Origin of the sequence: Micromonospora sp. DSM 45708 (assembly GCF_039566955.1) — a bacterium.
In the GTDB taxonomy this organism is placed as follows: domain Bacteria; phylum Actinomycetota; class Actinomycetes; order Mycobacteriales; family Micromonosporaceae; genus Micromonospora.
This window is the reverse complement of the sequence record NZ_CP154796.1, coordinates 6,720,518-6,743,971: the sequence shown is the minus strand read 5'-3', so window position 1 is coordinate 6,743,971 and position 23,454 is coordinate 6,720,518. Positions and strand designations below refer to the sequence as shown.

Below are 23,454 nucleotides of genomic sequence, written 5' to 3'. Positions count from 1 at the left end.
GCGTCATCCCGTCAGCAGCGCGGTGATGGTCCTGGCCAGAAGGGCCATGATCCAGGCCAGCGCGGTCAGGTAGCTGAACGCGATCAGGGGCCATTTCCAGCCGCCGGTCTCGCGGCGGATGATGCCGACGGTGGCCATGCACTGCAACGCGAAGGCGAAGTAGACCAGCAGCGCCGCGATGGTCGGTGCGGTGAACAGCGGCTGCCCGGCGTGCGGCCCGTCGGTGTAGGTCATCGCCTTGAGCGCCTTGGACGGTTCGTCGGGGTTTTCCGCGGCGGCGACCTGGCCGAGGGTGGCGACGAACGTTTCCCGTGCCGACTGTGCCGACAGCACGCCGATGTTGATCCGCCAGTCGAAGCCGAGCGGGTCGAAGACCGGCGCGACGAGGTGGCCCAGGGCGGCGGCGTAGCTGTGGTCGGCGACGTACGCCGAGACCGCGGTGTCGTTGCCCGGGTCGACGCCGTGGGCGCGCAGGTCGGCGGTCGAGTGCAGGGGCAGGTTCAGCAGCAGCCAGAGGCTCACGGTGGTGACCGCGATGATGGTGGTGCACTTGCGCAGGAACGACTTGGCCGAGTCGCCGACCGCGATCAGCACCGAGCGGGGTGAGGGGATCCGGTAGGGGGGCATCTCCATGTAGAACGGCAGTAGCGGGCCGGTGCGGTCGCCGAGTTTCTTGAACACCCAGGCGGCGGTCATGGCCGAGACCGCGCCGAGCAGGTACATGCCGAACATGACCAGGCCCTGCGCTCCGAACGGCCCCCAGCGGGCGGCAGGGTCCACGAGCAGGCCGATCAGCAGCACGTACACCGGCAGCCGGGCTGAGCAGGTCATCAGCGGCGCGGCCATCATGGTGGCCAGGCGGTCCTTGGCCGACGGCAGGGTGCGGGTGGCCATGATGCCCGGGATCGCGCAGGCGAAGGACGACAGCAGGGCCACGAACGCGCGGCCTTCCAGGCCGGCGCGGGACATCACCCGGTCCATCAGGAACGCGGCGCGGGACATGTAGCCGACGCCCTCGAGCAGGGAGATCAGCAGGAACAGCAGCATGATCTGCGGCACGAAGACGAGCACCGCGCCGATGCCGCCGATGACCGCGTCGCCGACCAGCCCGGCCAGCCACGGGTTGCCGACGTGGGTGGCCACCAGCCCGGACAGCCACCCGAAGAACGTCTCCACGTAGCCCTGCAGGGGTGCGGCCAGGGTGAACACGGTCTGGAAGAAGAGCATCATCACGGCGAGGAACACGATGGTGCCCCACAGCGGGTGCAGCAACACCGCGTCGACGCGCTGGGTAATGCGGTGCCGTCCCGGGGCCCGGTAGCCGGCAAAGCTCAGCACCGACTCCGCCCACGCGTCCGCCTCGGCCGGCTCGTCCGGTGGCGGAAGGGCCGGTGTCGACCACGTCGGCCACCGCTCGATCTGGTCCTTCAGCTGGTCGATGCCCTGCCCGCGGTTGCCGAGCACCCGCACCACCGGCACGCCCAGCGCCTGCTGCAACGCCGACAGGTCAAGGTGGCCCTGCCGTACGGTCATCTCGTCGGTGAACGTCACCACCAGGCAGACGGGCAGGCCACGGCGCAGCACCTGGGCGACGAACCGCAGGGAGCGGCGCAGCGTGGTGGCGTCCACCACGACGAGCAGGGCATCCGGGGGTGCCTCGCCGTCGAGACGGCCGTCGAGCACGTCAACCATGATCTGCTCGTCAGGGCTGATCGGGTCCAGGCTGTAGGTGCCCGGCAGGTCCTCGATCAGGTACCGCCGGTCACCCGCCTGCATGGTGCCGACGAATCGGGACACCGTCACACCGGGGTAGTTGCCCGTCTTGGCGTGCAGACCGGTCAGCGCGTTGAAGATGCTCGTCTTACCGGCGTTCGGGCTGCCCGCCAGGGCCAAGCGGGGCAATGCCGTGTCAACGGCGCCACGTGCGGCCTCAGCGTGGCATCCCGGGTCCGTCACCGTGCGTCCCGGATCAGCACGTGCGCGGCCTGCGCACGACGCAGGCATAGGTCGTAGTCCTTGACCCGGTACACGACCGGATCCCGCAGGGGCGCGCGTCGCACGACCTGCACCGGCGTCCCGGCGGTGAACCCGAGGTCCGCCAGCCGGCGGGCCGTCGAAGGGGGCGCGCCGTCGGCCAGTCCCACGATCGTGGCGCGGCTGCCCGGGGGCAGGTCTGCGAGCCGACCCGGCTCGACGGCACACACCGCGGGGCCGGTTCGTGCGACAGCAGGACGTCTCAGCAGCACCCGCTCACCATAAGGTAAGCCTCGCCTCACCTGCCAGGGTGTGTGAGGAACTCCGGCCGGGTGGTCGGCCGTCCGGCCGCGGCCGCGTACCGTGCGGTTGTGCTGGTTGCGGCCGTTCTGGTCCATCTGGTGCCGGTCGGATCCGTCGCGGTGGCCGTGCGACGGCACTCCGGTGCCCTGGCTCACCCGTCCGCCCACGCGTCCGCGCGATGATCGGGGTGATGCGGGTGCGGGTGCCGATGTTCCGGAAGGGGGTGGGCAGGGGTGCGGGTGCTGGTCGTCGAGGACGAGACCGCCCTGGCGCAGGTGCTGCGCGTCGGCCTGACGGACGAGGGTTTCGCCGTGGATGTGCAGCACACGGGGACCGACGGGCTGTGGGCGGCCACCGAGAACCCGTACGACGTGATCGTGCTGGACATCATGCTGCCCGGTCTCAACGGGTACGAGGTGTGCCGGCGGCTGCGGTCACGGAGCGTGTGGACGCCGGTGTTGATGTTGACGGCGAAGGACGGCGAGTACGACCAGGCGGATGCCTTCGACCTCGGGGCCGACGACTACCTGGTCAAGCCGTTCTCCTTCGTGGTGCTGGTGGCTCGGCTGCGGGCTCTGGTGCGCCGGGGCGCGCCCGCCCGGCCGGTCGTGCTGACCGCCGGGGACCTGAGCGTGGATCCGGCGCGACGGCAGGTCAGTCGGGCCGGCCAGGCCGTTCGGGTCACCGCGCGGGAGTTCGCGCTGCTGGAGTTCCTGATGCGTCACCGCGGTGACGTGGTGTCCAAACGGCAAATCATCGACAACGTCTGGGACGCCCACTTCGACGGCGACCCCAACATCGTCGAGGTGTACGTCGGCTACCTCCGCCGCAAGATCGACCAGCCGTTCGGGCGCCGGGCCATCCAGACCGAGCGGGGCATGGGCTACCGCCTAGCAGCCGACGGCGGCTGAGCATGGCCATCGGGTGGATCCGCCGGCATCTGGGCGTACGGCTGCGTTCGGCGCTGGCCGCCGCCACCGTCGTGGGGGCGGCCTTCGCCGTCGGCGCGGCGGCGTTCGTCTACCTCGCCCGCGCGGATCTCGCCGGCAACGTGGACGCCGCCGCGCGGCAACGGGCGGCCGAGGTGGTCTCGGCGGTGGCCGCCGGCGATCAGGACGCACTCGCCCAGACGCTGAAGCCCAGCCCGGGAGAGCAGACGTTGGTGCAGGTCCTCGACCCGTCAGGGCGGGTCGAGGCGGCCTCGGCCGCGCTCGGCGACGCCGCGCCGCTGTCCCCGCTGCGGCCCCGGCCCGGTCAACTGCTGCGCGAGCAGCGGCTGCTGCCGTTCGCCGACGAGGACCCCTTCCGGATCGCAGCCGTTGGGGTGGCCACCGGCTCCGGTGTACGCACGGTGCTGGTCGCGCAGTCGCTGCGGCCGGTCAACGAGAGCACCGAGGCGGTCGCGGCGATCCTGGCCGCCGGGCTGGCGCCCATGCTGCTGGTGGTCGGCGCGGCGGTGTTCTGGTTCGTCGGACGTTCCCTGCGCCCGGTCGAGGCGATCCGCCGCCGGGTCGCCGGCATCACCGCCCGTGACCTGCACGCCCGCGTGCCCGTGCCGGCGGCTCGAGATGAGGTCGCGGCGCTCGCCGAGACGATGAACGGGATGCTGGAGCGGCTGGAGACCGCCGCGGCGAGCCAGCGCCGGTTCGTCGCCGACGCCAGCCACGAACTGCGCAGTCCGCTGGCCACCCTGCGCGCCGGTCTCGACCGCCTGGCCGTGGCACCCTCGCCCGACGGCCGGCGCGACCTGGTCGATCTGTTGCGCCGGGAGACCAGCCGGCTCGGCGATCTCGTCGCGGACCTGCTGCTGCTCGCGCGCATCGACGAACGCGGCGCCACCCGCCGCCGGGACGACGTCGACCTCGACGATCTGGCCTACACCGAGCGGGACCGGCTCGCCGCGCACCGCCCGGACCTGACCGTCCGGGCCCACCTCACCCCCGTGCGGGTGGCCGGGGACGCCCACGACCTCGGCCGCGCGCTGCGGAACCTGGCCGACAACGCCGCCCGCCACGCCCGTACCCAGGTGACCCTGCGCGTGTCGGTGCGCGACGGGTGGGGGTGCGTGGAGGTCACCGACGACGGACCCGGTGTCCCCGCTGCCGACCGGGAGCGCATCTTCGACCGGTTCGTCCGTCTCGACGACAGCCGCACCCGCCCGGAAGGCGGCAGCGGCCTGGGCCTCGCCATCACCCGCGAGGTCGTCGCGGCGCACGGCGGACACGTGCAGGCGGTGCCCGGGCCGGGCATGACCGTCCGGATCCTGCTGCCCGCCGACGCCGACCATCGCTGACGCCGCCGCCGGCCGGTTCAGGCTCCTCTCAGGTGACGCGCGGGACCCTGGACGAGAGGCCCCTGTCCGGGCCGCAGCCACCAACGGGGGAGCGATGAACTATCACCTGTTCCAGATTGTCAACGCCGCAGCCGGCCACAACGATCCCGTCGACGACGTCTTCGAATGGTCGGCGGTATGGCTGATCTACGTCCTCGCCGCTACCGCGGCCATACCCGTCCTGGCTCACGTGCGGGACGCTCGTGCCGCCCTGGGGCGCGTCGTGGCGTCCCTCGGGCTGGCCTTCGCCGTCGGGCAGGCCGTTGCCGCGCTCAGCACCGAGGTGCGGCCCTTCCAGACCCACCCCGTGCACCAACTGATCCCGCACGCCGCGGGACCGTCGCTGCCCAGCGACCACGCCACCGCGGCCTTCGCGGTGGCGTTCGCCGTGGGGGCGTTTCTGTCCCGCCGATGGGGGGTAGCGCTGAGCGTGCTCGCCACCATCATCGGCTTCGCCCGTGTCTGGACCGGCGTGCACTACCCCGGGGACATCCTCGCCGGCGCGCTCATCGCCGCCGCGGCAGTCACCACCGTCAGCCTCGGGGGCCGCGTCTACCACCGTTTGACCAGCCGCCGCCTCGACACCACCGCCTGAGCACCACCCCCACCCCTGGTTTCGGAGGTCCTTGCCATGTCCACGCCTCAAGCGCTACTCGCCGTGGGCCCCAGCTTCATCGACCCGGAATGGCTGATCTCCACCTTCGGGCTGATCGGAATCCTCGCGATCATCTTCGCCGAATCCGGGCTGCTCATCGGGCTCTTCCTCCCCGGCGACTCGCTGCTGTTCACCGCCGGGCTCCTCGTCGCCGACGGCCGCTACCTGCACCAGCCGCTCTGGCTGCTGTGCCTGCTCGCCGCGATCGCCGCCATCATCGGTGACCAGGTCGGCTACCTGTTCGGCAAGCGCGTCGGCCCAAGCCTGTTCCGCCGCCCGAACTCCCGGCTGTTCAAGCAGGAGAACGTGCACCGGGCCAACGACTTCTTCGCCCGCTACGGCGCCCGCTCGATCGTGCTGGCCCGCTTCGTGCCGATCGTGCGGACCTTCACCCCTGTTATCGCCGGTGTCAGCCGGATGCACTACCGCACCTTCGTCACCTACAACGTCCTCGGCGGCGTCCTGTGGGGAACCGGCGTCACCGTGCTCGGCTACTTCCTCGGGCAGATCAGCTTCGTCAAGTCGAACATCGAGTTCATCCTGATCGCCATCGTGCTCGTCTCCGTCCTGCCCATCGGCATCCAGTTCCTGCGCTCCCGCCGCCGCTCGGCAACCGAGGCCGCCGACGCGACGGCGTCCACAGACGCATCCGGCAGCAACTGAACGACCCGTCGGCACTGAGACAACGCTGACCGGATGACCTCGTCGATGCTGGTGCTCGGGCCGAAACTCGCCGTCGCGCTGGTGCTGCTGACCGCCGCCGCAGCCGCCGTCGCCACCGTCGGGCGGCTCGGGCACGGCCGGCAGATCGCCGTCGCCGCCGTCCGCGCCGCGCTGCAACTGGCCGCCGTGTCGCTGGTGATCACCGCGATCGTCGGCTCGCTGTGGGCCACCGGCGCGTTCGTCCTGCTCATGTGCGTTGTCGCCGCCGGCACCTCAGGGCGGCGGATCACCGGCGGGCCGTACGGCTGGTGGGCGGGTGTCCCGATCGCCACCGCCAGCCTGACCGTCGTCGCCGCCCTACTGCTCGCCGGTCTTGTGCCCCTGCGCGGCATCGCGATCATCCCGATCGCCGGCATCCTGACCGGCGGCGCCATGACCGCCACCAGCCTCGCCGGGCGGCGATTCAACGACGATGCTCGCGCCCGGGGCGGCGAGATCGAAGCCGCGCTCGCGCTGGGACTGCTCCCCCGCGACGCCCGGCTGCTCGTCTGCCGCCCCGCCGCGAGCCAGGCGCTCATCCCCGCCCTCGACCAGACCCGCACCGTCGGCCTCGTCACCCTCCCTGGCGCCTTCGTCGGCGTCCTCCTCGGCGGCGCGAGTCCCCTGACCGCCGGGATCACCCAGCTGTTCGTCCTCGTCGGCCTCCTCGCCGTCGAAGCCACCGCCATCGTCCTCACCATCGAGTTGATGGCGCGGGGACGTCTACGCCCACGATCACCCTGAACCCAGCAAACGCCCCGCCTCAAACTTGCCCCATACCCCGCGACGGCGACCCGTCGGATCGGGAATCACCTGAGGCCGTCGAACTGATTCAAAGTCGCCATCAGGGTGTCTACCGCCGAGGCGCAGTCGCCCTGCACCGGATTCGACGCCCGCAGGGCCGTCAGGACCGCATCGATCTGGTCGTCGAGTTGGTGCCACTTCGCGGAATCGCGCGGCTTGAGCCCCGCCTCGGCGTCGTCCCAGGCCACCTCAAGATCCTTCACCCGGTCCCTCCCGCCGACCAGGTCATTCTTGGCGACCTTCTCCTTGACGTCGGTGACGATCACGGCGAACTTGCCCAGGTTGCCCAGCTTCGTGGTCGGGCGAGCTTGCCGCGGGAGGGCTGCCGGGGCACCGGCCTGGCTACCGGGCTGCGCGGTCGTCATGGGCGCAGGCTCGGCGGTCGGCGCCGATTCCGCAGCCGGCCGCAGCACCCACCCGACCAGCGCGACAGCTACGACGGCCGCGCCGGCCCAGATGTAGTCCTGCCGGTGGCCGCCGAGCGGCCCCGCGCCCTTCACCGCCACACCATGGCGACTGACCAGAACCTGTTCACGGATGACGAGGACCAAGATCGTGCCGAAGAACAGCAGACTGGTCACGCTCGCGCCCAGCCCCAGACCGCCGAAATCCTTGTCCTGCGTCAGCAGGTCACCAAGCGAGGCGCCGAGCGGGCGGGTGAGCACGTAGGCGATCCAAAACGTCAGCACCTGTCCGGCGCCCAGACGGTAGGCGGCCCACGTCGCGACGATCAGGCCGCCGAAGATCAGCACTCCGTTGCGGAAGCCCAGGCTGAGCGCCTCGGTGGCGAGGTCGCCAGCGGCGGTGCCGAGCGCGAACGTGGTGAGGATCGCGCCCCAGTAGAACGCCTCCCGCCGCGGCGTGTCGATGGAGGTGATCGCGAGAGTACGTTCCTGCCGATACCAGACCGCGAACACGACCGCGAGGACGACCGCGAAAACGGTGGTGCTGACATACAGGCTCACGCCCAGCGTGTCAGTGAACAAGTCGGTCAACTGCGTACCGACGATGCTCACCAACACCACACACAACCAATAGATCCACGGCGTGTACGCGCGGGTCCGGAACTGGATGACAAGCGCGACGACGAGCGCCGCGATCATGACGGCGTCGGTGACGGCAGGACCCAGGCCGACGTTCACGGCCAGATAATCCGCGAACGTCTCCCCGATCGTCGTCGACAACACCTTGATGACCCAGAACGTCACGGTAATCGCCGGGACTTTCGTCAACCACCCGCGCGTACCTACCAGCCGATCAGCGGCAACGGACACAACTCTCCCCTTCGTCAAGGACACTGACGGGAGCATGGACCGCCGACCCTGAGACCTTGCTGAAGACTTCGCCGAGCTCTTCCACCTCGGCTACCACGACATCCAGCATCACAATGCGTGATGCCCCTCTTCCGCATGGAGCACCCAGATCCATAGCCCCGTCGCCCCGCGAGGCGTGCTGATGGTCGGAAGGCGCGGGTGGCGAGCGCCAGTCGACGGGCCCGTACCGGCAGGTGGGCCGGCCTCGGTGGAACAGGTGACTCCATCAGAAGGGCACGGTCATGGCGACGTCAGGTGTGATCTTCAAACGGTGCGGCTGCCGCGACGACCAACGGCGGCGATGGGAACAGTCCTGCCCCCGACTGTCCGAGCGTGGGCACGGGACCTGGTACTTCCACTGCTCCGCGACGAACCTGCTCGGCCGCGCTGAGCGGGTCCGTCGCGGTGGCTACCCCTCGCAGGCCGCCGCCCGCCACGCCCGCGACGAATGGCTGACCACCACGCAGGCGGACCGGACGGCACAGGGTTGGACGGTCGAGCGGTGGCTGCGGCACTGGCTCGACAACCGCACGAAGATCCGACCCACCACGCGCTTTCACTACACCCGCGACGTCGACACCGTCCTCATCCCCTACCTCGGCCGCTACCGCCTGGCCGACCTCGACGCCCCGCTCCTGCGCACCGTGTTCGCTCAGATGGCGGCGACGAGAAACAGCAAGGGCCGTCCGCAGTCCGCCTCGGCGATGCACCACCTGCGCACCACCCTGCGCGCCGCCCTCAACCTCGCCGTCAAGGAAGGCATCCTGGACCGTAACCCGGCCCGGCACATCGAGATCACCGGCTACCAGCAACCCCACGCCAAGGTCTGGACCGACGCCCGCGTGCAGTCCTGGGAACAGAGCGGCGCCCGGCCGGCCGTTGCCGTCTGGACCGCCGACCACCTCGCCGAGTTCCTCAGCGCCGTCAACGATGACCCCCTGTTCGCCCTCTGGTGGCTCGCCGGCCTACGCGGACTGCGCCGCGGTGAGCTGTGCGGGTTACGGTGGTCCGACATCGACCTCGACCACGGCACCCTGACCATTGAACGCAACCGCACCACCGCCGGCTACCAGATCGTCGAAGGCCAACCGAAAACCCCGGCCGGGCGGCGGTCTGTCGCCCTCGACAAGCGCAGCGTGCAGATTCTGCGCGTACACCGCCGCTACGAGCAGGACCGAAAGGCGGAGGCGGCGGACAACGGCACGCCCTGGACCGACACCGGATACGTGTTCACCCGACCCGACGGCCAACCGATCAACCCGAACTACGCCACCACCCGCTTCCGGATCCTCGTCCGTCGGGCCGGGCTGCCCCCGGTACGCCTGCACGACCTGCGCCACGGCGCCGCGTCCCTCGCCCACGAGGCCGGCGCCGACCTGAAGACCCTGCAGGACCTCCTTGGGCACTCCAGCATCGTGGTCACCGCCGACACCTACACCAGCGTCCTACCGCAGATCCAACGCCGCTGCGCCGACGCCACCGCCCAACTCGTGCTCAACGCCGCCCGTCGCACCCGCAAGAAGATCAAAGCCAACGCCCGCAAGAACCGGCCCCACCGCGGCCCCAAAGCCGGCACCCCGGCACCGTCGAAACCGAAAACAGGTGCTCCGACCCCACCGAAGCGCAAGCAGGCCGCAAAGCCGCGGGTCACATCCCGACAAACCCGCGAGAACGCTGCCTCCGGGGCTGCACCCACATCGCACCCACGTGACACCCACCGTCCACGCAGGCCGGACAGCACGAAGGGCCTGACCCGCGTTTCCGCAGTTCAGGCCCTTCATGATCTTGTGCGCCCGAAGGGACTCGAACCCCTAACCTTCTGATCCGTAGTCAGATGCTCTATCCATTGAGCTACGGGCGCTCGGTGCTCGGCCAGTCTACACAACCGGCTTTCGCGCGGAGACTCCGGGATTCGAACCCGGGAGGGGCTTTAAAACCCCAACCGCATTAGCAGTGCGGCGCCATAGACCAGACTAGGCGAAGTCTCCTCGGTGCCCCGGAGGCCACCGCGCCCGAGAATACAGGTCCACACCCGTCGGGGGCAAAGCGGATACCGGCACCCCGCCGAACCCGCCGCATCACCGCCGTGTGCCAGGTCACGTCCACGACTACGCTCCATCGATATGCAGGAGCAGTCGCCGAGCGATCCGCCCCGTCGCGAGCCCCCCGCCAAGGCCCGGCGGAGCCGCTCCCCCCGACCGACCTTCAGCCCGCCGCCGACCACCGAGCCGCCGCCGAGGGACGAGACGGACGACACACCGCCACGCGGGCGGGCGCGTGGGGCCGCGCCGAGCGTCCTCTTCCAGCCGCCGACGCCGGCCGCCGACGTCCCGGCGGCCCCGCGTCCGCGACCGGCCGCCGAGCCGTCCACGACCGGGCCGGGCCCGTCGGCCGGCGGGCCGGCCGCACCGGAGACACCCGGTTCGGGTACGCCGGCCGCTGACCCGTCCCCGGCCACTGGCCCGTCCCCGGCCGATCTCCCTACCGCAGCCGGGACGGCCGACCCGACGCCGGTCACCGCGCCGAGGGCCGCGAAGCCGACACGGGCCGCCACACCGAGAGCGGTCGAGGCGGCACCCGCTGCCACACCGGAGGCGGCCGAGCCGGCGTCGGCCGCCCGACCCGAGGCAGCCAGGGCGACACCGGCGGCCGGGGCGACACCGACGCCCGACGAACCGGTGCTTGCGCCGGGGTCGACCGAAGGGGTGCCGGGCGACACTCCGCCCGCCACCGCCGCCCCCGTGGGCGAGGCCGCCCCGAAGCGGGCTCGTCGTGCCCCCGCCGGGAAGAAGGCCGCACCGACCGCCCGGAAGGCGTCCGCCACGACCCGGAAGACGCCCGTCGCGCCGGAGTTCACCGCGCCGGACCGGACGGATCCGTCCCCGGCGGGCGCGCCCGACGCGACGCTGGACGCGGCCGTGCCCGCCCCTCGGACGGCCCGGGCCCGGCGGAGCACGAAGACCGCCCCGGCGGCGAAGACCAGCCCCGCGAAGCGTGCCGCCCCGCAGCCACCCGCCGAACCCGCAGCAGCGGACGCGGCGGACGCGCGTACCCCGGTGGAAGGGTGGCGGGCGGTGGGGCCGCGCCTGCGCGACCACCCCGGGTTCGCGCCGGAGCTGCTGGCCCTGGCCGCGGTGGACGCGCTGGGACCGCGGGCCCGGAGTTGGGTGGAGCAGGTCCGGCGGGCCTATCCGGCGGCGGACGCAGACGGGGTGGCCCGGCTGGCGACCCGACGGTTCGTCCGGATGGCCGGTACGGGTGGCGCGCTGGCGGCGGGGGCCGGCGTGTTCGCGCCGGCCGCGGAGCTGGCCGCGGTGCTCTGGACGCAGGCGAACCTGGTGCTGCACCTGGCGGCTGCCTACGGGCGGGATCCGGCACATCCGGACCGGGCGGCGGAGCTGCTGGTGCTGATGTCGGTGCACCCGGACGACGGGGCCGCGCGGGCGGCGCTGGCGGCGGCCCGGGCGGCGGACGTCCCGGCGGACGGGCCGTGGGGCCGGACGGCCGAGGCGGCCTGGCGGCTGGCCACGCCGGTGGTGGCGCAGGCGGGCGGCTGGCTCGGGTTGCGGCTGGCGGCGCGGTTGGTGCCGGGCGCGGCGGTGCTGGCGGCGGTGACCGGCGGTACGGCCGCGGCGGAGCGGCTCGCCGCCCGGGCGGTCACCCGGTACCGGCGCGCCGGTCAGAGCCAGCCGAACCAGGATTTCGGCAGCAGCGCGTAGCCGACGAAGGCGACCACGTCGAGCAGCGTGTGCGCGACGATCAGCGGGGCCACCCGGCGGGTGCGCAGGTAGACCAGCCCGAAGATCACGCCCATCACCGCGTTGCCGAGGAACGCGCCGAAGCCCTGATAGAGGTGGTAGGAGCCGCGCAGCACGGCGCTGGTGGCGAGCACCGCGCCGAGCCGCCAGCTGAGCTGCCGCAGTCGGGTGATCAGGTAGCCGACCACGATCACCTCCTCCAGCACGGCGTTCTGCACGGCGGCGAGGATCAGCACCGGCACCGCCCACCACAGGTCCGGCAGCGCGGCCGGGACCAGCGTGGCGTTCACCCCGAGCTGGGCCGCCGCCCAGAACAGCGCCAACCCGGGCAGGCCGATCAGCGCGGCCAGGCCCGCGCCGCGGACCAGGTCCGAGCCGGGCCGGGTCAGGTCGACGCCGAGCGTCCGGGCCGGGTCGCCGGGGTCGCGCGCCAGCAGGTGTACGGCGAGCAGCACCGGCAGCAGCGCGAAGACGATCCCGAGCAGTTGGTACGTGAGGTCGAGGTACGGCCGGGCCGACGTGGACGTGTTCAGCGCGGCGGTCTGCTTCGACAACCCGCCCGACGCGGTCAGCTTCGCGATCAGCGAGACCAGCGCGTACACGGCCGACTGGCCGAGGGAGAGGCCGAGCACGAGCAGCGTCTCGGTGCTCAGCACCCGGCGGGAGACCGGCCGGGCAGTCTCGTCAACCGTCACCGGACCATGAAACCACTTCGGCGGGCAGATGAGCCGATCGCACATTGTGTGCGACCGGCGTACACGCTCCGTGGACATTCTATCGGGGCCGATCCGCCCGTCCGGAGAAGGAGCGTGCCCCTGTGGAGAACGTCGCGCGGCTGTTGAAGGAGAGCTGGGCCCTGGTCGAGGAGCACGGGGAGCGGCTCTGCGGCCACTTCTACGCCCGGATGTTCCTGCTCGACCCGGAGCTGCGCGCGCTCTTCCCGGTGCAGATGAGCGGGCAGCGCGACCGACTGCTGGAGGCGATCGTCACGGCCGCCCAGACGGCGGACGATCCGGAGGCGTTCGACGAGTACCTGCGGGGGTTGGGCCGGGACCACCGGAAGTACCACGTCACGGCGGACCACTACGCGACGTTGGGCGTCGCGCTGCTGGACGGCCTGCGCACCGTCGCCGGGGACGACTGGAGCCTGGAGTACGACCAGGCGTGGCGGGACGCGTACGCGAGCATCAGCGAGCGGATGCTCGTCGGCGCGGACGCCGACGTGAACCCGCCGTTCTGGCACGCCGAGGTGCTGACGCACGAACGGCACGGCCCGGACACCGCCGTGCTGACCGTGCGGGCGCTCCAGGACCCGCTGCCCTGGCGGGCCGGCCAGTACGTCAGCGTGGAGGTGCCCCGCCACCTCCCGCGCACGTGGCGGACGTACTCGGTGGCGAACGCCCCGAACGAGGAGAACGTGCTGGAGTTCCACATCCGTACGCCGGCCGGGGCCGCCGGTTGGGTGTCCGGTGCGCTGGTGCGCCGGACCCGGCCGGGTGACCTGCTGCGGCTGGCCGCGCCGATGGGCTCGATGACGCTGGACCCGGATTCCACCCGGGACATCCTCTGCGTGGCCGGCGGGGTGGGGCTGGCCCCGATCAAGGCGCTGGTGGAGGAGCTGACCCGGGTCAACCGCACCCGCTGGGTGCACGTCTTCTACGGCGCCGGCCACCCGGACGAGCTGTACGGGCTCGCCGGCCTCCAGGAGCTGGTGGCGGCGCACCCCTGGCTGTCGGTGACGCCGGCGTGCAGCGCCGACCCGGACTTCGCCGGCGAACTCGGCGACGTCTCCGAGGTGGTCACCCGGTACGGCCCCTGGACCACGCACGACTGCTACGTCTCCGGCTCGGCCGCGATGGTCCGGGCGACCCTGCGTGCGCTCGCCGCCGACGACGTCCCGCCGGACCACATCCGCTACGACACGTTCGGCACCCTGTAGAACCCTCCTCCCCCCCAAGCCGGGTCGCGTGCCCCCGCCCCCTGGGGCACGCGACCCGGCCCCCCGTTTTCCGGTGCGCGGGCCGGTCCGGCAACCGGTCCGCGTGCCGGAGCCGCTCAGTAGCGCCAGGGGTTACCGGTTTCGCGGTACTCCTCCACCGGCACGAGCGGCACGCCGGGCGCCATCCGGTCGACGTAGAGCCGCCCCTCCAGATGGTCGATCTCGTGCGCGACCAGACGCGCCATCGCGTACTCGAAGGACGTGATGACGCGGCTGCCGTCCCACTGGGCGTGTTCCACGTCGATCCGCAACGACCGGGGCACCAGGCCACGGTGGTCGAAGAAGGAGAGGCAGCCCTCGTACTGCTCGTCCGTCTCGGTGGTGGCGTCCACCACCCGGGGGTTGAGCAGCACTACCGGGTCGGCCGCCCGGTCGGCGGGGCGGACCAGCGCGGCGGCCCAGCCGACGCCGAGTTGCGGGGCGGCCAGGCCGACGCCCTTGCTGAACGGGTGCAGCTCGTCGAGGCGGGCCAGCATCCCGGCGAGCCGCTCGACGACCTGCCGGGCGTGCCGTTCCTCGGCCGGCAGGTCGAACGGGCGGGCGGGCTGCCGGAGCAGGTCGTCGCCGCGTTGCACGATGCCGGCCGCGCGCATCCGGTCGCTGGCACGCACCCGGGTCTCCCCGGCGGGCGTGCTGTCCGGCTCGGTGTCCGGTGCCGGGCTGCGGAACCGCCACTGCATCCGGTAGCGGGCGTTCAGCGGCGGGTCGTCGGTCCCCCACTCGTAGATCATCCGGTCGGCGTCCCGGGTGTGCTGGATGGGGGTCCGCAGCGGGCCCTCCTCCGCCGACAGCGAGGTCTCCGCGCCCCACACCTTGGGGTCGAGCTCCGCCGGCAGGTCGAGGCGCACCGCGAGGTGCCGGGTGGGCAGGCGTACGGCGCGCTGGAACCAGGGGCCCCACTTGTCCCGTCCGACGCGGTAGGCGTACTCGATGGTGACCCGGTCGCCCGGGTAGAGCGGGAAGCGTCCCTCGTCGTTCTCGAAGAGCAGCCAGATCTCCTTGAACGCGTCCCGGTCGTGCTTGGCCCGCCAGTGCATCTGCTCGCGTCCGCTGCCGTCGTCCCGGTACGCGGTGAGTTGCAGCTCGGCGAACGTGAGCGGATGCTCGCGGTGGTGCCGGTTGGAGCGGCCCGGGTCGTTCGGGTAGCGGTCGACGGCGACCCGGACCAGGTAGCGGGTGACCGGTTCGGTGCCGGCGTTGTAGAGCTCCCGCCGGATCGTGCAGTGGTAGCCGTCACCGGTGTGGGTGAGCGTGGCGATCTCGCGTTCGACCACCAGGCCGGTGCCGGGGGGCAGCCACTGGCCGGGGACGGGCGGATCCCGGTGCGTCCCGGTGGCCCGGCTGTGCCGCAGCTCGTCGTACTCCCGGAAGCGCTGCCAGATCGCGCCGCTGGCCTCGAGGACGGCCTCGGCGCGGCGGGCGAAGTCCTCGGTGGGCCGGTGCCGGCGCCCTTCGACGTGGCTGACGTAGGACGGGTCGAAGCCCATCAGCGTCGCCAACTGCTTCTTGGACAGCCCTCGGCCGGTGCGGTGCCGGGCGAGCTCGACCGCGAAGGACTCGGCGGCACGCTCGATCGGTGAGGTCATCAGCTTCCTCGTACGCGGGAAGACCATCTTCACGTTTCGTGGCCGAACGTGTACGGAAACTGCCTCGTATTCGACAGTCACCTTGACAATTCAGCGGCGTACGTCGATGCTTGCGCGACCCGGCGGGCACTCCCGACGGTGTTTTCCGCCCACCCCGCCGGGTAGTACACGACGGCGACGGAGTGACCGGGACCTCCCCCACCAAGTCCGTGGTGCCACTTCCCTCCGTCCGGAACTGTGGTTAGGCTAGCCTTAGCTTCGGTCGACGGCACGCGCCGGCCGACGGGCGACCGGACGGGGGACGGCCAGGTGACTGCGGTGATGCCGGGGCGCGACGTCGCCACCCCGTTCGCCCCGGTGACCGCGACGCTGCGCGCCATGTTCGGCACCGACGACCTGCCCGGTCTCGCGCCCGGCCTGCTGGTCCGCGACGAACTGGACCGCTGGGCCCCGGCCACCCGCCTGATCGACGGCACGCTGCTCCCCGAGTTCCTCACCGCCGCCGGCCGGCGCTGGGGCGGCACCCCGCACGCCTGCGCGGCGCTCGCCTGGAAGTCCTACAGCTACTGGACCGCGCTGCCGGCCGTGCTCGGCTGGGCCTCGGCACGACGGGTGCCGCTGCTCGACCCCGCCGACGTGCTGGTGCACTTCGAGGACCACCACCAGTTGCTCACCCTGGGGCTGCGCGGCTCGACCCCGGTGGCCGTGCTGCCCACCGACCCGCTGGCGCTGACCGGCACGCCGGGCGTCCGGGTCGTCGCCGACGAGGCCGCCCTGCTCGGCGCGCTGCGCGCCACGCTGCTCGACGCCCACTTCGCCCCGCTGATCGACGCGATCCAACGCGAGGTCCGGATCGGCACCCGGACGCTGCTCGGCTCGGTGGCCTCCGGCATCGCACACGGCATCCTGCGCGCGGCGGACGCGCTGCCCGGCCCGAGCGTGGCGGCCGTCGGCACGCTGCTCGACGCGCTCGACCTCGCCGACCTGGTCGAGCTGGTGCCCGGCCCGACCGGCGAGCCGACCGTGCAGCGGCGCACCTGCTGCCTCGCCTTCACGCTGCCCCGACCGAAGGTCTGCCAGGGCTGCTGCCTCCGCTGACCGCCGGGTCAGTCGACCAGCGGGCGCACGTCCCACAGCCAGACCCCGCCGGTGCGGGTCGGGGTGATCCCGGTCAGCTCGGTCATCGCCCGGCGAAGCGACTCGGCCGGCCGCAGCCGGGGGTCGAGGATCACCGCGCCGGCCCGCCAGTGACGCAGGTCGTCCACGGCGGCCACCCGGTCCTGCGGCGCGATCGGCGGCACCGCGTCGGTACGCCGTACCGTCTCGAAGAACGTGCTGGTGGGGCGCGGCGGCGCGGTGAAGAGCGCGACCCGGCCGGCGCCCGGCCGGGTGTCCGGATAGAGGAAGTAGCCCCGGGCCAGCGGCATGTCCAGCCGGGTCTCGGCGGACCAGCGCAGCGGGACCGCGTAGGTGGTGTCGGGCAGCGGAAGCGTGACGATGCTGCGCCCACCCGCCACGTAGGGCCGCCACGCCCCGGAGGTGACGAACGCCGGCGTCGGGTCCAGACGCGTCGTGGGCAACGGGGTGGGCAGGATCGGCAGCAGCGCCATGGCGAGCACGGTGCCGGCGGCGAACCGGATCTGCCCCCGGGCGGCCGGGTGCCGGTGGGCCAGGCGCCGGACCCGCTCGGCGCCGAGCGCGAGCAGCACGCCGATGATCGGGGTGAGCGCGAGCGACCACCGGGTGGGCACCACCGCGTGCAGGACCGGCAGGTTCTCCAGCGCGGCCCACGGCCCGGGGATGCCGGTGTCGCGCCCGTCGAACCGGATCTCCCGGCCGAGTGAGAAAAGACCGAACACCACAGCGACCGCGGCCAGCCCGAGCACCACCGCGTCCCGGCGCAGCCACCAGACCAGCGCCACCACCAGCACCACGAGCGGCCAGCCGAAGAACGCGTTCTCCTCGGTGGCGTTCTTGACCAGCGGCGCGCTGCCCCGGGCGTCGCCGGCCACCGACTCCCGGGCCCAGGCGAGGTACGCGGCGAGGTCGGTGGAGTAGCCCCGGATCAGCGTGGAGAGCCCGGAGTACGCGCCGGGGCCGGCGAACTGCACGTGCAGCGGGTACGCCAGCAGCGCCCCGGCCACGACGGCGGCCACCGCGAGCCCGGCGGCGAACGGCCGGGCCGCCGAACGGAGCGCGGGCCGGCCGAGCACGAGCGCCAACACCACCCCGCCCAGACCGAGCGCGGTCATCAGCAGGATCTCCAGGTTGAGGAACGCCTGCCAGACGATCACCAGGCCGAGCAGCAGCCCGTTGCGCAGCCAGCGGCCGGGCTGCGCCAGCCGGAGCGTCCGCCAGACGATGAGCGGCACCACGAACTGGCTGACGATGTTGGGGTGGGCGTTCGCGTGCGACACCATGGCCGGCGCGAACGCGCAGAAGCCGGCGCCCAGCCAGGCCGGCCCCCGGGCGCCGACGACCACGCGGGAGAGCAGGAAGTACCAGGCGGCGCCGGTGGCGGCCAGGCCGAGTGTGAGGAAGATGAGGAACGACCAACGCGGTCCGAACCACACCGTTATCGGCGACAGCGGCAAGGAAACGGATAATACGGACGTGTTCGCCATGAGATTGACGACGTCCGGCACATTCATCCGGTCCGAGGTGAACGGATAGGCGAAATCAGTGACCACTCGCGCACCGTGCGCCATCATCCATTCGAATTGCGCCTGGTCGGTGCGATTGTCCCGTACCCCGTTCGCCGGATCGGCCCAGAGCCGGGCGGTCACCCAGAGCGCGAGCAGCACGAAGCTGAGCACGGCGAGAGCGTCGGTCCACCGTCCCCGACGTCGATCCGCGTCCGATTGCGGAGTAGTCATAACATTTCAGAGCGTAGTCAACGTATGACGGGCCCGTGACATATTTCTGGGACTCGCGTAGTATGTGCCGGGTTCGCCGACCGCCGATCACGTGCCCCACCCGACCGCAATTCGGCCAGCGCGGTGCCCCCGATTTTCCCGCCGGCCATTCAGATGGTTGACTCTGAGCGGTCCAGGCGCGGGTCAGTCATATCGTGAGGAATCGACGCATGGCAGAAATCACTGGGGATCAGCGCGTCCAGGCGGAGGTGCTCGAAGGCCTGGCCACGGCGGTCAACCACCGGCGGTGGTTCGTCGAACTGGCCGTGCCCTACCTTGGTGACAACCCCATCGAGATCGGCAGCGGCCTCGGCGACTACGCACTCGCCTGGTCCGAGCACATCCCCCGCATCACGGCCACCGAGGCCGACCCGGACCGGCTGGTCAAGCTCAAGGAGCGGCTGTCCGAGCACCCCGGCGTCGAGGTCCGGCAGATGCTGTTGCCGCACACCGAGCGGGGCGACTACAGCGCCGCCGTGTCGTACAACGTGCTGGAGCACATCGACGACCACGTGGGCGCGCTGCGCAGCATGCGCGACCTGGTCCGGCCCGGCGGCGCGGTGATCATCATCGTGCCGGCGTTCCAGTTCGCCATGGGCCCCGCCGACATCGCGACCGGCCACGTGCGTCGCTACACCAAGAAGACGCTCGCCACCGCGATGACCGACGCCGGCCTCACCGTGGAGAAAATCCACTACGCGAACGCGCTCGGCCTGATCGGCTACTTCATGGCCACCAAGGTCTTCCGGCTGATGCCGAAGGAGGGCCCGATGGTGAAGGTCTACGACACGCTGGTGCTCCCCGCCACCAAGGCCGCCGAGCAGCGCATCCGCCCCCCGTTCGGCCAGTCCGTCTTCGCCGTGGCCCGGGTGTAAGGCGGGGCCCCTCTCAACGCCTCCGGTAGAGCAGGGGCCCCTTCTCCACACCACGTGTCGAGAAGGGGCCCCTGCTCGCACTCAGTCCTTGACCTGGTACGAGGGGCGGATCACCGCGCGGGCCAGCGTGTGGAACGCGAGGTTGAAGCCGACGTAGGCCGGACTCGCCTCCCTGCCCACGTCCAGGTGCTCCACGTCGACCGCGTGCACCGCGAAGACGTACCGGTGCGGGCGGTCCCCCGGCGGCGGCGCGGCGCCGCCGTAGCCGGTGTCGCCGTAGTCGTTGCGGATGCTGAACGCGCCGCCGAGGTCGGCCTCCCGCACCGAGGTCGACAGCTCGGTGACCGAGGCGGGCACGTCCACCAACACCCAGTGCCAGAAACCGCTACCGGTCGGCGCGTCCGGGTCGAAGCAGGTGACCACGAAGCTCTTCGTCTCCGCCGGGAAACCCGACCAGGACAGGTGCGGCGAGACGTTCCCGCCACCGGCGCCGCCGTGCGCGTACCGCGCGTCCATCGGCTCGCCGTTGTGCACGTCGTCGCTGGTCAGGTCGAACGACGGCACGGTCGGCAGCAGCTCGTACGGGTCCGGGGCGATCGGTCGTTCCAGGGTCATCGAAACGGGTCCTTCCGGGTGCGCGAATGTTCTGCGCCCCTTCATACCCCGCTGCGGGAGAATACGGCGGAGGGTGTGGGATTCGAACCCACGAAGACATCGCTGCCTTACCGGTTTTCAAGACCACGTGGCTCACGGCACTGACCTGCCGGTACGTGACCTGTCGCCCGACTGGCGACACGCATACGGCACACGGACACTCAGGCCGTGTCCCTGCCTCCCTCGGGCGGTGGTAGAGCAACCCTGCCTTTGCAAGATCCAAGATCAAGACTCGTGTCGGCCGACGTCGGTGACTGCCGCTGACCTGCTCGCCGTGTCGCCTGCCGCCAGCGAAGGGACCACGTCAGTCTGTGGGCTTGGCTGTACGTATGGCTGCATGGGGGCGGCCTTGCCGTGTCGCGTCATACTGAACGAGTGGTGTTGATGGGTTGCGCTGGGGGCGAAGTCGCGGGTTCGAATCCCGCCGCTCGCTGTGCATCCCGCCTTTGCGTACGGTGGCCGCAGCGCTCATCGCTGTCCTCGCCACCGTCGCGCAGGGGTTCATCGCGGCGTGGGCTGCGGCCAGTGGAGCGGATGCGCCTCGCTGGCTCTACTACGGGGGAGCCGCAGCCGCCATGATCGGTGCGGTCGGCGTCAACATCATGACCGCAGTTGCGGGCGTACCTCAGTTGGCAGAGGACGCCCCAAGCGGAGCCCATCAACACCACGAGCAAGAATCGCGCATGCATCCCGCAGCTCCGGGCCTTGGCCCTACAGCCATCCTTTTGATCCGCAGCTGAGGGCGACCCGGTCTCATGCGTCCATCAGCGCTGGTACACCGCCGACGGCGGGTGGGCTCCGGCTGCTACAGGCTGATGCGTTGCTGTACTCCGCTGCTGTACGGCTGCCCCTGGGAGTGGGACGGAGCCCTAGGCGGCTGCCGCCCTCTCCTCGTGCCAGGCGCTCTCCTGTCGCACCAACGTCATAGTCTCAGCCCGTGACGCTCGCCGATGTAACCCGCGACGGTGTACTCGCCGCGGTACAGGAGTTCGACAGGCTCGGCCGTACTGCCTTCCTCAAGTCCACCGGCTTCGGTCGGTCACGGGCCTACTACCTTGACCACCAGGGCAACCTTTACGACTCGAAACCGATCGTCGGCTACGCGCACGGCGTCAGCACCGGAACAGCGTGGGGCCCCTCGCACTTCAGCGGCGGCGACGAGACTGTCGCCAGGCTGCTGCAAGGACTCGGTTTCACGGTTGCCTTCCTACCGAACCCAGACTGGACACGAGACGAGATTGTCCTCGCTTGCGACCTTGTCCAGTCCAACGGCTGGCGCCAGCTCGACGCCAACGACGAACGGGTGCGCGCCCTCTCAGACCTGCTCCAAAGCCGCGCAATCCACCGTGGTCGCCGCAATCCAGACTTCCGCAATCCTGCCGGTGTGGCTCTCAAGACCTACAACATCGTCGCCGACCGCAGCAACGGCAACCAACTAGACAAGCTGGTACGTCAGGAGTTCCAAGCGCACCCAGCTGAGATGCGGTCGCTGGCTAACCGAATCCGTAGGCTGCTCCATGAGGGCCTAGGCGCAGAGCCTGCGATCGACGATCCCGACCTCGACGAGTTGTCGATGCGGGAGGGCGGTGTCACCTTACGGGAGCACCTTCGCCGAGAGCGCAGCCCCAAACTTCGTCGTCGGAAACTGGCCGAGGCGAAGCGACGCGGCATCGCCATCGCTTGCGAGGTGTGCGGGTTCGATTTCCAACGTGTCTACGGCGACAGAGGACGTGACTACATCGAGTGCCACCACCGGACCCCACTGCATGTCTCCGGCGAGACTGACACCCGGCTCAGCGACCTTGCGCTGATCTGCTCGAACTGCCACCGGATGGCACACCGCGGCAGTCCCTGGCTGACGGTTGAGCAGCTAAAGGCGCTCGTGGCTGCATCAGCATCCGCCTAGCAACTGTCTACCGCAACGACCTCCGCGACTGCGGAATCCTGGACCGGTAGCTTGTGGGCCGCGCCGCAACGACTGGCGGGAATTGGACACCACGAACTATTAGTCTTGGCGCAAGCGGTCTGACCTGTCACGCTGTCGACCTAGACCAGCTCTACCCATAGACCGCTCGGAAAGGCTCTAATTCACTTGCTAGAAGCAACTCCTACCCCGTCAGCGACGCTTCCAGCGACGTCAAGCCTGCCGCCCATGCCCGCCAGCCCTCTTACGCCCATCGTCAACGATGCTGCGGTCCCTTCTCCGACGCCTGCCCTATTCCCTAGTCCGGGGGAAGTCGTTGACCCAACCCCATTCCTAGAAACAATCATCGCAAGCACAACAGGTCTAGTAGCCATCATTGGCGGCCTTCTAGTAGCACGCTTCCTGGGACTGAGTGGAGAGCAGGAGGGTGCCTGGCGGGTTCTAAATAACGCCAAGGAACGGCACGATCTCGCATCTAGGCGGGAAGCCGAGGCTCGCGAGGCCCTTATCTGTTTCGATGCCCGCGATTTCCTAGACGACGACGATGTTCTAGTCATGATCAGGGACGGGACGACAAGCTTGCGGGAGCTGCGCCTTGAGGGCAGGGACATCGATATCGAAGACGAGGACCTGCAGCGATATGTGGACGAGGTGACGCAGGAATTCAGGGCAGCGAAAGATTTCTTTGACGGTCGCATGGCGAGCGGGGATGAGTTCACAGTCGCAGATTGGGAAGTAATAGCCGATTGGTCAGAAACCCGCAAACACCTTGTTGACCTGCCAACTACTGATTATCCGGAAGTTTGGCGTCTCGCATTCGAAGAAGCTGTTGAAGAACGGAAGGCTGTCGCCAAAGCTCGGGAGGCACCTAAGAAGGCAAGGAGGGGCACAGCAGGGGCGCATCAACTTTTCGGGGCCGATCGCTGGAGCGTTCCCCCTAATCTCGACCTAACATCGGCCGTGCGGTCAATAAGAGGGCCGAACCACGTTCCAACGCGCATTCGTCTTCAAACAAAATACGATCGCGCGCAGCAAGCAGCGGAAGATCTTGAGGCAGAGGTCCGGCGAGCACAAGATGCGCATGACCAGGTAGTTCGGCCCGACAAGCAGCTCTGGATAGGACTTTTAGTCCTTCTCTATCCCGCCATAGTTGGCATTGTACTGCCAGTTATTGCACTGAGTCGAGGACCTCAACAATTCACGCCATACATCCGATTCCAAATGCATACTTACTTCAGTGGCCTCGCCGTACTATTTGGCTACATGGTTTATCTCGCGGCTAGACTCTCACGAGGTCGCCATCCAGGGTTTTTTAAGTAGGACTGCGGATGAATACTTGTGGATGACCTACGAGTCACCTTACCGCAGCTCGCTGCGTTAGTGCCATCCCGATGCTCCTATGGAGGTCAAGTGGTCAGGGCTGCGAAGTCTGCGCGGAGGGCAGTGTGGACGTCCCGGACGATGTAGCGCTTCGGTGATGCGTCGTTGCTGGTAGTCGCGGGTGCGTGGGTCGTAGCGCAGGCGGCAGCGGCGATGGTGTGCGGGGCGTGGTTGGCGCGCGCCCTTGCGCCGGGGCGGCGGCTCCGCAGGAGCCGTTTGCCGCGCCCCGCCCCGCGCCGCGCGGAACGCGCTTGATCCTTCGCCCAAAGGCTAATTCGGC

19 protein-coding genes and 3 tRNA genes are annotated in these 23,454 nt (G+C 70.4%); 12 read left to right on the top strand and 10 right to left on the bottom strand.

From position 1 onward, the window contains the following. Positions 1-3: 3 nt before the first annotated feature. Together feoB and VKK44_RS29645 are read right to left on the bottom strand one after the other, a co-directional pair. Positions 4-1,956 carry a ferrous iron transporter B gene (feoB, locus tag VKK44_RS29650; RefSeq protein ID WP_458351580.1) on the bottom strand — a complete coding sequence of 651 codons (1,953 nt, stop codon included), beginning with the start codon at positions 1,954-1,956 and terminating at the stop codon, positions 4-6. Further along, the gene (locus VKK44_RS29645) at positions 1,953-2,246 is read right to left on the bottom strand and encodes a FeoA family protein (RefSeq protein ID WP_343444472.1); all 294 of its coding nucleotides are present in this window, start codon (positions 2,244-2,246) and stop codon (positions 1,953-1,955) included. The genes feoB and VKK44_RS29645 overlap by 4 nt, the downstream gene beginning before the upstream one ends. A 264-nt stretch (positions 2,247-2,510) precedes the next feature. On the opposite strand from VKK44_RS29645, the gene VKK44_RS29640 reads away from it, so the two are divergent. From VKK44_RS29640 to VKK44_RS29620, 5 genes are all read left to right on the top strand, one after another. Further along, on the top strand, positions 2,511-3,188 hold the full coding sequence (locus VKK44_RS29640) for a response regulator transcription factor (RefSeq protein ID WP_343444471.1): 678 nt from the start codon (positions 2,511-2,513) through the stop codon (positions 3,186-3,188). 2 nt (positions 3,189-3,190) lie between these two features. After that, the gene (locus tag VKK44_RS29635) at positions 3,191-4,570 is read left to right on the top strand and encodes a sensor histidine kinase (protein WP_343444470.1); all 1,380 of its coding nucleotides are present in this window, start codon (positions 3,191-3,193) and stop codon (positions 4,568-4,570) included. Between the two features lie 94 nt (positions 4,571-4,664). After that, entirely contained in the window at positions 4,665-5,204 is a 540-nt protein-coding gene (locus tag VKK44_RS29630) for a phosphatase PAP2 family protein (RefSeq protein WP_343444468.1), read from the top strand. A 36-nt stretch (positions 5,205-5,240) separates the two neighbouring features. Beyond that, the gene (locus VKK44_RS29625) at positions 5,241-5,927 is read left to right on the top strand and encodes a DedA family protein (protein ID WP_343444466.1); all 687 of its coding nucleotides are present in this window, start codon (positions 5,241-5,243) and stop codon (positions 5,925-5,927) included. A 33-nt stretch (positions 5,928-5,960) separates the two neighbouring features. Next, positions 5,961-6,710: an ABC transporter permease gene (locus tag VKK44_RS29620; protein WP_343444464.1), complete on the top strand. Its 750-nt coding sequence runs from the start codon at positions 5,961-5,963 to the stop codon at positions 6,708-6,710. A gap of 65 nt (positions 6,711-6,775) precedes the next feature. On the opposite strand, the gene VKK44_RS29615 is transcribed toward VKK44_RS29620, so the two are convergent. Next, the gene (locus VKK44_RS29615) at positions 6,776-7,978 is read right to left on the bottom strand and encodes a COG4705 family protein (RefSeq protein WP_343444462.1); all 1,203 of its coding nucleotides are present in this window, start codon (positions 7,976-7,978) and stop codon (positions 6,776-6,778) included. Between the two features lie 428 nt (positions 7,979-8,406). Here VKK44_RS29615 and VKK44_RS29610 point away from each other — a divergent pair, with 428 nt between their 5' ends. After that, the gene (locus tag VKK44_RS29610; protein WP_458351699.1) at positions 8,407-9,906 is read left to right on the top strand and encodes a tyrosine-type recombinase/integrase; all 1,500 of its coding nucleotides are present in this window, start codon (positions 8,407-8,409) and stop codon (positions 9,904-9,906) included. Here the strand turns inward: VKK44_RS29610 and VKK44_RS29605 are convergent. After that, positions 9,872-9,944, bottom strand: a tRNA-Arg gene (locus tag VKK44_RS29605). The two genes, VKK44_RS29610 and VKK44_RS29605, sit on opposite strands and share 35 nt — an antisense overlap. A 36-nt stretch (positions 9,945-9,980) precedes the next feature. Continuing rightward, positions 9,981-10,071: transfer RNA gene (locus VKK44_RS29600), tRNA-Ser, on the bottom strand. 753 nt (positions 10,072-10,824) lie between these two features. On the opposite strand from VKK44_RS29600, the gene VKK44_RS29595 reads away from it, so the two are divergent. Continuing rightward, a complete protein-coding gene (locus VKK44_RS29595) occupies positions 10,825-11,802 on the top strand; it encodes a hypothetical protein (RefSeq protein WP_343444460.1) in 978 nt (325 codons plus the stop codon). Here the strand turns inward: VKK44_RS29595 and VKK44_RS29590 are convergent. Further along, the gene (locus VKK44_RS29590; RefSeq protein WP_343444459.1) at positions 11,763-12,536 is read right to left on the bottom strand and encodes a CPBP family intramembrane glutamic endopeptidase; all 774 of its coding nucleotides are present in this window, start codon (positions 12,534-12,536) and stop codon (positions 11,763-11,765) included. The two genes, VKK44_RS29595 and VKK44_RS29590, sit on opposite strands and share 40 nt — an antisense overlap. 122 nt (positions 12,537-12,658) lie before the next feature. Between VKK44_RS29590 and VKK44_RS29585 the strand changes: the two genes are divergently transcribed. Beyond that, positions 12,659-13,780, top strand: a complete 1,122-nt coding sequence (locus tag VKK44_RS29585; RefSeq protein WP_343444457.1) for a globin domain-containing protein — start codon at positions 12,659-12,661, stop codon at positions 13,778-13,780. A gap of 116 nt (positions 13,781-13,896) precedes the next feature. Here the strand turns inward: VKK44_RS29585 and VKK44_RS29580 are convergent, their stop codons facing one another. Next, positions 13,897-15,429 (bottom strand): peptide deformylase, encoded by a 1,533-nt coding sequence (locus tag VKK44_RS29580; RefSeq protein WP_343447942.1) that lies wholly within the window; start codon positions 15,427-15,429, stop codon positions 13,897-13,899. Between the two features lie 318 nt (positions 15,430-15,747). Between VKK44_RS29580 and VKK44_RS29575 the strand changes: the two genes are divergently transcribed. After that, on the top strand, positions 15,748-16,524 hold the full coding sequence (locus VKK44_RS29575; protein WP_343447941.1) for a hypothetical protein: 777 nt from the start codon (positions 15,748-15,750) through the stop codon (positions 16,522-16,524). Positions 16,525-16,532: 8 nt separating this feature from the next. Here VKK44_RS29575 and VKK44_RS29570 read toward each other — a convergent pair whose 3' ends face one another. Beyond that, positions 16,533-18,302: a hypothetical protein gene (locus VKK44_RS29570; RefSeq protein ID WP_343444456.1), complete on the bottom strand. Its 1,770-nt coding sequence runs from the start codon at positions 18,300-18,302 to the stop codon at positions 16,533-16,535. 209 nt (positions 18,303-18,511) lie between these two features. Here VKK44_RS29570 and VKK44_RS29565 point away from each other — a divergent pair, with 209 nt between their 5' ends. Beyond that, complete coding sequence (locus VKK44_RS29565) at positions 18,512-19,216, top strand: class I SAM-dependent methyltransferase (protein ID WP_107156514.1); 705 nt, start codon at positions 18,512-18,514, stop codon at positions 19,214-19,216. Positions 19,217-19,297: 81 nt separating this feature from the next. On the opposite strand, the gene VKK44_RS29560 is transcribed toward VKK44_RS29565, so the two are convergent. Together VKK44_RS29560 and VKK44_RS29555 are read right to left on the bottom strand one after the other, a co-directional pair. Continuing rightward, complete coding sequence (locus tag VKK44_RS29560; protein WP_343444454.1) at positions 19,298-19,831, bottom strand: YbhB/YbcL family Raf kinase inhibitor-like protein; 534 nt, start codon at positions 19,829-19,831, stop codon at positions 19,298-19,300. Between the two features lie 70 nt (positions 19,832-19,901). Further along, positions 19,902-19,978, bottom strand: a tRNA-Ser gene (locus VKK44_RS29555). A gap of 829 nt (positions 19,979-20,807) precedes the next feature. Between VKK44_RS29555 and VKK44_RS29550 the strand changes: the two genes are divergently transcribed. Then, positions 20,808-21,776 (top strand): HNH endonuclease, encoded by a 969-nt coding sequence (locus tag VKK44_RS29550; RefSeq protein WP_343444452.1) that lies wholly within the window; start codon positions 20,808-20,810, stop codon positions 21,774-21,776. Between the two features lie 573 nt (positions 21,777-22,349). Further along, the gene (locus VKK44_RS29545; RefSeq protein ID WP_343444450.1) at positions 22,350-23,114 is read left to right on the top strand and encodes a hypothetical protein; all 765 of its coding nucleotides are present in this window, start codon (positions 22,350-22,352) and stop codon (positions 23,112-23,114) included. Positions 23,115-23,454: the final 340 nt, after the last annotated feature.